This is a genomic window from Pseudomonas sp. 22072 (genome assembly GCF_052046095.1).
Classification (GTDB): Bacteria; Pseudomonadota; Gammaproteobacteria; order Pseudomonadales; family Pseudomonadaceae; genus Aquipseudomonas; species Aquipseudomonas paracarnis.
The window spans coordinates 82,975-91,793 of the sequence record NZ_JBQEQE010000023.1; the positions used below are offsets into that span (position 1 = coordinate 82,975).

Genomic DNA, 8,819 nt, shown 5'->3' on the forward strand with positions numbered 1-8,819 from the left:
ATTAGAGGTGTTCTGACGGGAGGGCCCTACTCTTTTTGGGCTTTTCTGGCATAATCCGGCCCACTTTTTTCGCGGTAGTAGTGCGCAACTTTCTACTACAAAACGTTTGGAGCACTCGGCCATAGGCCGACGGGGAACCTCATGACGCAAGCCAATAACGCCGTATACACCGATCTGAGTGTTGACGATCTGGTCAAAGAAGCCCTGCAGCGCGGTGAAGGCGTGCTTGCCGATACTGGCGCGCTGGTCGTAGAAACCGGTCACCGCACCGGTCGTTCGCCGGTTGACCGTTTCATCGTTGAAGAGCCTTCCACCCAGGACGCCATCGCCTGGGGCCCGATCAACCGCAAGTTCCCGGCCGACAAGTTCGATGCCCTGTGGGCTCGCGTCGAGGCGTTCAATAACGCGCAAGAGCATTTCGTTTCCCATGTTCACGTAGGGGCTGCAGAAGACCACTACCTGGCCGTGAAAATGACCACCCAGACTGCCTGGCAGAACCTGTTCGGTCGTTGCCTGTTCATCAACCCGGCCCAGTACAACCCGGCCGGTCGTGAAGAGTGGCAAGTGCTCAACGTGGCCAACTTCGAGTGCGTACCAGAGCGTGACGGTACCAACTCCGACGGTTGCGTGATCCTCAACTTCGCTCAGAAAAAAGTACTGATTGCCGGCATGCGTTACGCCGGTGAAATGAAAAAAGCCATGTTCTCGGTGCAGAACTTCCTGCTGCCGGCTGCCGACGTGCTGCCGATGCACTGCGCCGCCAACATTGGCGAAGCAGGCGATGTGACCCTGTTCTTCGGCCTGTCCGGCACTGGCAAGACCACCCTGTCCGCCGACGAAAGCCGTTACCTGATCGGTGACGACGAGCACGGCTGGGGCGAAGGCGTGGTGTTCAATATCGAAGGCGGTTGCTATGCCAAGTGCATCGACCTGTCCGAGAAGAACGAGCCGGTTATCTGGAAAGCTATCAAGCACGGCGCTGTGCTGGAAAACGTCGTGATCGACGAGGCCAAGCACGCCGACTACGCCGACGTCAGCCTGACCCAGAACAGCCGTGCCGCCTACCCGCTGGAGCACGTTGCCAAGCGTTCCGAGAAGAACCTGGGCGGCGAGCCAAACGCGGTGATCTTCCTGACCTGCGACCTGACCGGCGTACTGCCGCCTGTGTCGATCCTCAGCGAAGAACAAGCGGCCTACCACTTCCTGTCCGGCTACACCGCTCTGGTGGGCTCGACCGAAATGGGTTCGGGCAGCGGCATCAAGTCGACCTTCTCCACCTGCTTCGGCGCGCCGTTCTTCCCACGCCCGGCTGGCGAATACGCAGAGCTTCTGATCAAGCGTATCCGTGGTTTCGGCTCAAAGGTCTACCTGGTCAACACCGGCTGGACCGGCGGCGGCTACGGCGTCGGCAAACGCTTCAACATCCCGACCACTCGCGGCGTGATTGCAGCGATCCAGAGCGGTGCGTTGATCGGTGCGCAAACCGAACACCTGGACACCATCAACCTCGACGTGCCATTGGCCGTACCGGGCGTTGAAACCGGCCTGTTGAACCCACGCAACACCTGGGCTGACAAGGCTGCCTACGACGAAGCAGCGAAAGCTCTGGCTGGCCTGTTCATCGAAAACTTCAAGAAGTTTGAAGTCAGCGATGCGATCAAGGCGGCGGGTCCTAAGTTGTAAGATTCGCCGTTGTAAAAAAGCCGCCTCTTAGGCGGCTTTTTTATGGGCGAACGATTAGTCGGCGATGTGCAGTACCACTGCACCGACCAGCACCAGTACAACGCCTGCGACCTGCACCGCTGACAAACGCTCCTTGAAAAATACAAACCCCAGGATCGCCGCGATCCCTCCAGAGAGCGTACTGATCACCGTCACCACCGACACCGAGCCGGCCATCGCGCCCCACGAAAATGCCGAGAACCCGCCGAGGTTCATCAAGCTCGCACCGGTCAACGTCGCGCAATTTTTCAGCGGCGGGATCTTCAAGCCATCCTTGATCTTCAGCACCATCACCACCAGCACGCACAAGCCCACCAGGTAACCCAGCCACAACATGGTGATTGGCCCCAGCGCTGGCAGTGTGTAGCGACCTTGCAGCCAGAAACTGGTGCCGTACAGGGTTGCGGCGGACATGGCGTAGGCAATGGACAGGCGCGGGTTGTTGTGAGGCGTACCGTTGTCCTTGTGAATGCTGGACAGCACAACGCCGATCACGCACAGGGCGATGCAGCCCAGTTGTATCAGGCTGATGTGTTCACCGCTGGCCCAGGACAGCAAGGTGGTCACGACCCCATAGGACGTCACCAATGGCGCGACGATGGCCGCTTTGCCCAAGGCAAAGGCTTTGGACAGCGCAAGGGCGCCGGACACCGTCAGCAGAGCGGCGGCGACGCCCAGGAGCCAAACGCTTAACGGTGCATCAAGGGATTTGAAAAGGAAGGCTGGGAAAATGACCAGCAGGAGGGTCATGATCAAAAAACCGAGGGCTTGGCCGAAATACACCGCGCGTTTTACGCCAACGGCTCGGGCGTTGAGGCCCACCAGAAAGTCCGTGCCGCCCCAGAGCAGGGCGGCCAGCAGGCCCATTGTTACGTCCATGTAAGGTCCTTGTTATTTATACGGCTCGCCAGATTAGCGCAGATCCAGTGTGGGAGCGGGCTTGCCCTAATACTGTAGGAGCGAGCTTGCTCGCGAAAAACGTCAACGATAACGCGTGCTTGCTGAATGAACGCGGCGCCTGTGAGTTTTTCGCGAGCAAGCTCGCCCCTACAAAAAATCCTTCATTGGATTCAGCTCAGGTTTTCCAGCGTCTGCGTGTCCCAGCGGTGGGTCTTGATCGCCAGGTAGAGCATGCCGATGGTCAGCGGAATCTTGTCACCACGGCCTTTGGCGCGACGCTTCAGGAACACGTCGAACACCGGCGGCTGGAAGTAACGATAAGCGTCGTAGTCGCTCAGGTCGACACCAAAATCCTGCTCCAGCGCCTCCATGAATTGCTTGGCCTCAGCACCATCGCACCCGAGGTCGAAGTTCAGTGAGGTGTGCAAGCCAATGGTCTTGTGTGTTGGCAAGCCGATTTCTTCATGCAGCAATTGCAGAAGTTGCTGCATGGCAGGGTCTTCTGGGAAGTTGGGGGCCAGGTTCATGGTGGGGGCACGCAGGCGTGGGTGAGGGGGCCTGTCACGTTGCAGGCGGTATTTGTTTCGCGTGATGAAGAGAGCCAAGCCTATCAAGAACAAGGCTAGGGGAAGAAGTTGAATGTTCAGGACAATGGCGATGTAGGGTAGCCAGAACAACAGAAGCAGTCCCGTTACGATGAAGGTAACGGCGAAACGCGTTCTTAACGTGCCGTCAGTGATTTTGTAATACAGCAGCAGATGGAGAGCGAACAATAGCGCTGTTTGTAGGTAAAGCCATTGACTAAAGTTCATCTGGAGTGCACATGCATTGAGACACTTGAGCGCTGCGGGCCTATGCCACCGCTGACCTGAGCATCAAGGCCGATGACGATGTCTGCGCTGTGAAAGTTGCGGATCCTGCGAGAAATCAAATCGCTGATAGCGTTCTCGACTATCGATTCTGCTTTGCTGGATATGATCCCGACAGGGGCTGCAACTGCGCCAGAAATGATTTCTTTTATGAGGTTGTTCCGATTGTTCAAGCTATCTGCGTGCTTCCTGGTCAGTGGCTTTGAGACGGCCACTGTCATGACGCAGGGTAGATCTCGGGCGAGCATCCTTTCGTACAACTTCTGAAGCCGCAAGCGGACCTCTATCGCTGAAGCTTTTGCTTCCAGCAAGCAAAGTGTGGCTAGCTCTTGTCGATTGCTTGGCATCACGGTGAGTCGAATTACCGTGAAAGTGATGCCATAGTGGCCGATATATTGAGTCCTTTCGATGTTCACGGTTTTTTCCGAGACAGTTGATAGGAGGTTATGTTCAGTCGGCTACGCGTAACTGGTATAGAGGGTTGAACGGGTATTTGAAGCAGTTTGGGAAACGGATGGCGTGACGTTTGGCAGTATCTTACAAAAGCCTCCGGCATTTATGGCTTGCAACGATGTGATGGGTAAAGCTGATCAGTTGTAGGAGCGAGCTTGCTCGCGAAAAACTCAAGGGCGCCGCGTTTTTTCTGATTTACCGCGTCATCGTTGGCGATTTTCACGAGCAAGCTCGCTCCTACACAGGTGTTGCTTAGACTTGCGCTTGTTCAGGTTGCAGCTGAACGTGTTGCGCGGCTTCCAACAAATCACAGCCGTCCTGAACGAGCAGGTACAGCGCATTAATGATGTGGGAAATGTCTTTGAGGTCAGCGTGTTCGAAGGTCAGGCAAGAGAAAGTTTCCAATCAGTCGCTGGCGGCGCGGATACGCTGGTGGGCGGCGGATTGGATGTCTTTGGCTGATGCTTGAGTGTCGATGAGAAGCGGGTGACAGGCGATCAAGGTCGTAGGGCGGCGGAAAGAGTGGAAGGTTGCCTACGGCGATTTCGGATAATTCCCGCTCGGCCTGGTGCAGGCGTGCCTCATCGAGCAAATGGAGGCGGTTGCGCAGAGTGCTGCTACCGGGGTAGCAGTATGGGGCCTGGCCCACCCCGTATTTGTCGAGCATCAGCTAGAGGTGTTGCGGTACTTGGCAAGGACGGCTTCGCGTGTCGGCAGGGGTTTGTCGACGTCGGTCGGTTGGGTATCGAACCCTTCCAGGCGCAGGCTGGCCAAGTAATTGGAACGCCGGATCTTGTGATAGTGATCCTGTTTTTGCTCAAACGTCAGTTCGCTCATCGCTGCGTCCTCTTGGAAAGCAAGGCTTGAATGTAGCGCAATGCGTAGCTCGGTAGGCGGGATAAAACGCCCGTCACAACTTGTATAAAAAATCTGCCAGCGAGCTCATTTCAGCGTATGTTTCACCGCAAAATCTTGTAGGGCGATTCCGCCCACTACTTAAAGGGAGTTAAGCATGGGTTTGCTTCGTGTCGCCTCGGCGATGTCTTTGTGTGCGGTGGCGTTTTCTGCCCAGGCCGAGCAGTTGCCGATTGAAGTGCTGAGCGCAGTGGTCAAGGACCAGAAAATCGCCGATGCCGAAGTGCTGCTGCAACGTAATGGCGCGCAGAACGTGGTGGGCCGTACCAACGCGCAAGGCCAGGTAACGCTGACCAGTGAAGCGGCTGACGATGCCAGCAACCTGCTGATCATCAAGAAGCCTGGCTATTCCAACCTGGTGGTGAAGTGCCCGTGCAAAGGCATGACCTATGCCATCAGCCCGGTGATGGAAAATCTCGACGGCCTGCGTGTGGTGTTGACCTGGGGCAAGGCTCCGCGCGACCTCGACTCCCATATGATCTTCCCCGGCAATAACATCTTCTTCAACAATAAAAAGGGCACCGACGCCGAACTGGACGTGGATGACACCGACAGCTATGGCCCGGAGACCATCACACTGCAGAAAAAGCATTACGGCGAAAGCTACGTCTATGCCGTGCACGACTATTCCAACAGCGGCTCTCCCACCTCCAGCGAGTTGTCCAACAGTGAGGCCAAGGTGTTCGTGTACATGGGACAATCCCTGGTACGCACTTACTATGTGCCGCAGAACCGCACGGGCAACCTGTGGACTGTGTTCCGCATGACCGGCAGTGGCGACTTCCAGGACATCAACACCTTCACCGGCGTGAGAGTTGGCGCCGAAGATGTACTCAACGAGGTCAAGCCGTTGCTGGACGACAGTGTGGCCGTCACTGCCGTGACGGCGAGCACGTCGGCACAGGCCGATGCGAAGAAGCTGAACCTCAAGGGCGAAGCGGCCTACCAGGCCGGTAACCTGGACCAGGCCATCGACTTCTTCCGTCAAGCCATCGAGCTGGATAACAGCTTCGGCAAGGCTTACGGCAACCTTGGCCTGGCGTATCAGAAAGCCGGCAATACCGCGGAGTCGATCTGGGCCAACCGCAAGGCTATCGCCCTGGCCACCGGTACCAATGCCGCGACTGTGCGCGCCGGTGCTTACTACAACATTGCACGCATCTACGAAGCGGCCGGGCAGTTCCCGGATGCGCTGCGTCATTACCAGTTGGCCAAGGAGCAAAAGGCCAACCCGGTGTATGACACGGCGATCGAGCGGGTGCAAAACCGCTGATTCAGCAGTAGCACGGTTTTGAAATGTGGGAGAGGGCTAGCCAGCTCCCACATTTGTATCTGCTGCGTCTTGTTACTTTCTAGGAAAAGTCCCACTTCGGCCCTGAGCCATCCTTCCCTCTGTGTATCATCCTGTCTCTTTTTTCCTCGCGACCTTTCTCGATTCGCTGAGAATCCCGGGCTATGTTTTTGAGCCAACTCAGCGGTCAATGGAGTGACAGCCTTATGCACGACACCCTCCAGCAGGTCTTTGGTTACCCACACTTTCGCTTGGGCCAGGAAGAGACGGTCAGCGCCGTGCTGGCTGGGCGATCTGCCGCCGCCATTTTCCCTACGGGGTCGGGCAAATCCTTGTGTTACCAGTTGTCGGCCGTGTTGCTGCCGCACCTGACGCTGGTGGTGTCGCCGTTGCTGGCGTTGATGCAGGACCAGTTGGGTTTCCTGCAGCGCCATGGCATTTCGGCGGGCAGTATCGACTCGGCCCAGAGCCGTGATGAGGCCAATGATGTAATGGCCCGTGCGCGATCGGGCGAGCTCAAGATTCTGATGATTTCCGTGGAGCGTTTGAAGAACGAGCGTTTCCGTAATTTCCTGAACAGCGTGCAGATCTCGTTGCTGGTGGTAGACGAGGCGCACTGTATCTCCGAATGGGGCCACAACTTCCGCCCGGATTATTTGAAGCTGCCGGACTACCAGCGCCAGTTCAACATCCCTCAGGCGCTGTTGCTGACGGCCACGGCCACGCCCCAGGTGATCGCCGACATGCAGGCCAAGTTCGCCATTGCTGCCGAAGATGTAGTGACCACGGGCTTCTATCGCCCCAACCTCAACCTGCTGGTGGAACCGGTCAGCGGCCACGACAAACGCCGCAGGCTGCTGGAATGGATGAAAGCGCGGGCCAACCAGCCGAGTATTGTCTACGTCACCTTGCAGAAAACCGCCGAACAGATTTCCGAGCATCTGAACCGCCACGGTATTCAGGCCGAGGCTTATCACGCGGGGCTGCCCCATGAAAAACGCGAAGGTATCCAGCAGCGTTTCATGGGCGGGCGTTCCAATTGCATTGTCGCAACTATCGCGTTTGGCATGGGCATCGACAAGAGTGACATCCGCAATGTCGTGCACTTCGACCTGCCCAAGTCAATCGAGAACTACAGCCAGGAAATCGGCCGCGCAGGGCGTGACGGGCAGCCGTCGGATTGCCTGGTGTTGGCCAACCGCGACAGCCTCAATGTGCTGGAAAACTTCGTGTACGGTGATACGCCGGAGCAGGACGGCATTTTGCGCGTACTGGAGGAATTGCAGGCCGCGCGTAGTGAAGGGCAGTGGGAGTTCCTGCTCAGGTCGCTGTCGGACCACAGCAATATTCGCGAGTTGCCGCTCAAGACGCTCCTGGTGCAGTTGGAGCTCAAGGGCGTGATCGCGCCGCGCTATGCGTTTTATGCGGAATACCGTTTCAAATACCTGATCGAACCCGAAGCCTTGCTGGCGCGTTTTTCCGGCGAGCGGCAGCAGTTTGTCGCGGCGATCATCCAGGTGTGCAAGCGCGCTAAAACCTGGGCGACGGTCGATTTCGATGCGCTTTATCAACAGCACAATGCCGAGCGTAGTCGGGTGGTGAAGGCACTGGATTATTTTCAGGAGCAGGGCCTGATCGAGCTCGAAAGCAAGCAGATGACTGAGGTCTACAGTTTGCTCGACACCCATTTCGACCCCCACGCGTTAAGCGCCGAGTTATACACAGGCTTCAAGCAGCATGAGGTGACGGAGGTCGCGCGGATTCACGCCATGCTCGACCTGTTCGCCACCGACCACTGCCTGGGGCAACGTCTGGCGCACTACTTTGGTGATGATAATGCGCCCCGGCGTTGCGGGCATTGTTCGGTATGCCACGGCCAGGTCGCCCATCTGCCGGCGCTGCCGAACCTGCCGCCGCTTGTGGATAAAAACTTCATGGGGCTGTGCGGTGATTTTATCCACAGGCATCATGAGCACACGGGGCACTTGCCGAATGCGGAGCGTTTGACGCGTTTCCTTGGCGGTATCAGTGTACCGTTGTTTACCAAGTTGAAGGCGCGGGGCATTCCCGGTTTTGCTGCGCTGGAAGACTACCCCTACGCCGAGGTGCGCGACTGGGCCCATGCTCAATTGGATCAACTTTGATGAGACTTGCCGATGCCTGACTCAACGCCTGTGCGCGAAGATTACCGCCACTTCCAACCGATCACCACGCGTTGGCACGACAACGATGCCTACGGCCATGTGAATAACGTCACCTACTACAGCTTCTTCGACACAGCCGTTAATACCTACCTGATCGAACAGGGCGGGTTGGATATTCATGACGGTGAGGTGGTGGGGTTTGTGGTGAGTTCGGCCTGCGATTACTTCGCCTCGATCGCTTTTCCCGAGTGCATTGAGGTCGGCCTGCGGGTGGGCAAGCTGGGCAATAGCTCGGTGCAGTATGAGCTGGCGGTATTCAAGGCGGGCGAGCAGGAGGCGTGTGCGGCGGGGCGCTTTGTCCATGTGTTTGTGGACCGAGCCTCGAACCAGCCAGTGCCGATTCCGGGAATGTTGCGCGAAGCGATGCAGTGCTTGGTGGTTTGACGCACCTACGAGCAATACAGACCAAATGTGGGAGCCGGGCTTGCCCGCGATGGCGCAGTATCAGGCAGTACGTCTAAACCT

At 57.3% G+C, this 8,819-nt stretch carries 8 protein-coding genes and 2 pseudogenes; 4 read left to right on the forward strand and 6 right to left on the reverse strand.

Going from position 1 to position 8,819, the window contains the following annotated elements:
* The first annotated feature begins 141 nt into the window (after positions 1–141).
* On the forward strand, positions 142–1,683 hold the full coding sequence (locus ACTJLA_RS21235) for a phosphoenolpyruvate carboxykinase (protein ID WP_005783824.1): 1,542 nt from the start codon (positions 142–144) through the stop codon (positions 1,681–1,683).
* Positions 1,684–1,737: 54 nt separating this feature from the next.
* Here ACTJLA_RS21235 and ACTJLA_RS21240 read toward each other — a convergent pair whose 3' ends face one another.
* The 6 genes and pseudogenes from ACTJLA_RS21240 to ACTJLA_RS21265 form a co-directional block, all read right to left on the reverse strand.
* A complete protein-coding gene (locus ACTJLA_RS21240; RefSeq protein ID WP_229999887.1) occupies positions 1,738–2,601 on the reverse strand; it encodes a DMT family transporter in 864 nt (287 codons plus the stop codon).
* 191 nt (positions 2,602–2,792) lie between these two features.
* On the reverse strand, positions 2,793–3,149 hold the full coding sequence (locus tag ACTJLA_RS21245; protein WP_440842072.1) for a DUF1493 family protein: 357 nt from the start codon (positions 3,147–3,149) through the stop codon (positions 2,793–2,795).
* Positions 3,150–3,430: 281 nt separating this feature from the next.
* Entirely contained in the window at positions 3,431–3,907 is a 477-nt protein-coding gene (locus ACTJLA_RS21250) for a hypothetical protein (protein WP_054896649.1), read from the reverse strand.
* 289 nt (positions 3,908–4,196) lie between these two features.
* Positions 4,197–4,445 (reverse strand): annotated as a pseudogene (locus tag ACTJLA_RS21255) (hypothetical protein).
* Positions 4,420–4,611: pseudogene (locus tag ACTJLA_RS21260) on the reverse strand (cell filamentation protein Fic); the annotation flags it as partial. The pseudogenes ACTJLA_RS21255 and ACTJLA_RS21260, both read right to left, overlap by 26 nt.
* Positions 4,611–4,781 carry a YhfG family protein gene (locus ACTJLA_RS21265; RefSeq protein ID WP_087149535.1) on the reverse strand — a complete coding sequence of 57 codons (171 nt, stop codon included), beginning with the start codon at positions 4,779–4,781 and terminating at the stop codon, positions 4,611–4,613. The pseudogene ACTJLA_RS21260 and the gene ACTJLA_RS21265, both read right to left, overlap by 1 nt.
* 175 nt (positions 4,782–4,956) lie before the next feature.
* On the opposite strand from ACTJLA_RS21265, the gene ACTJLA_RS21270 reads away from it, so the two are divergent.
* The 3 genes from ACTJLA_RS21270 to ACTJLA_RS21280 all read left to right on the forward strand — a co-directional run bounded on the left by ACTJLA_RS21270 (position 4,957) and on the right by ACTJLA_RS21280 (position 8,738).
* Positions 4,957–6,132: a tetratricopeptide repeat protein gene (locus ACTJLA_RS21270; RefSeq protein WP_198861758.1), complete on the forward strand. Its 1,176-nt coding sequence runs from the start codon at positions 4,957–4,959 to the stop codon at positions 6,130–6,132.
* Between the two features lie 224 nt (positions 6,133–6,356).
* Positions 6,357–8,294, forward strand: coding sequence for a RecQ family ATP-dependent DNA helicase (locus tag ACTJLA_RS21275; RefSeq protein ID WP_440842073.1), 1,938 nt, complete (start codon positions 6,357–6,359; stop codon positions 8,292–8,294).
* A gap of 12 nt (positions 8,295–8,306) precedes the next feature.
* Complete coding sequence (locus ACTJLA_RS21280; RefSeq protein ID WP_440842075.1) at positions 8,307–8,738, forward strand: acyl-CoA thioesterase; 432 nt, start codon at positions 8,307–8,309, stop codon at positions 8,736–8,738.
* Positions 8,739–8,819 lie beyond the last annotated feature (81 nt).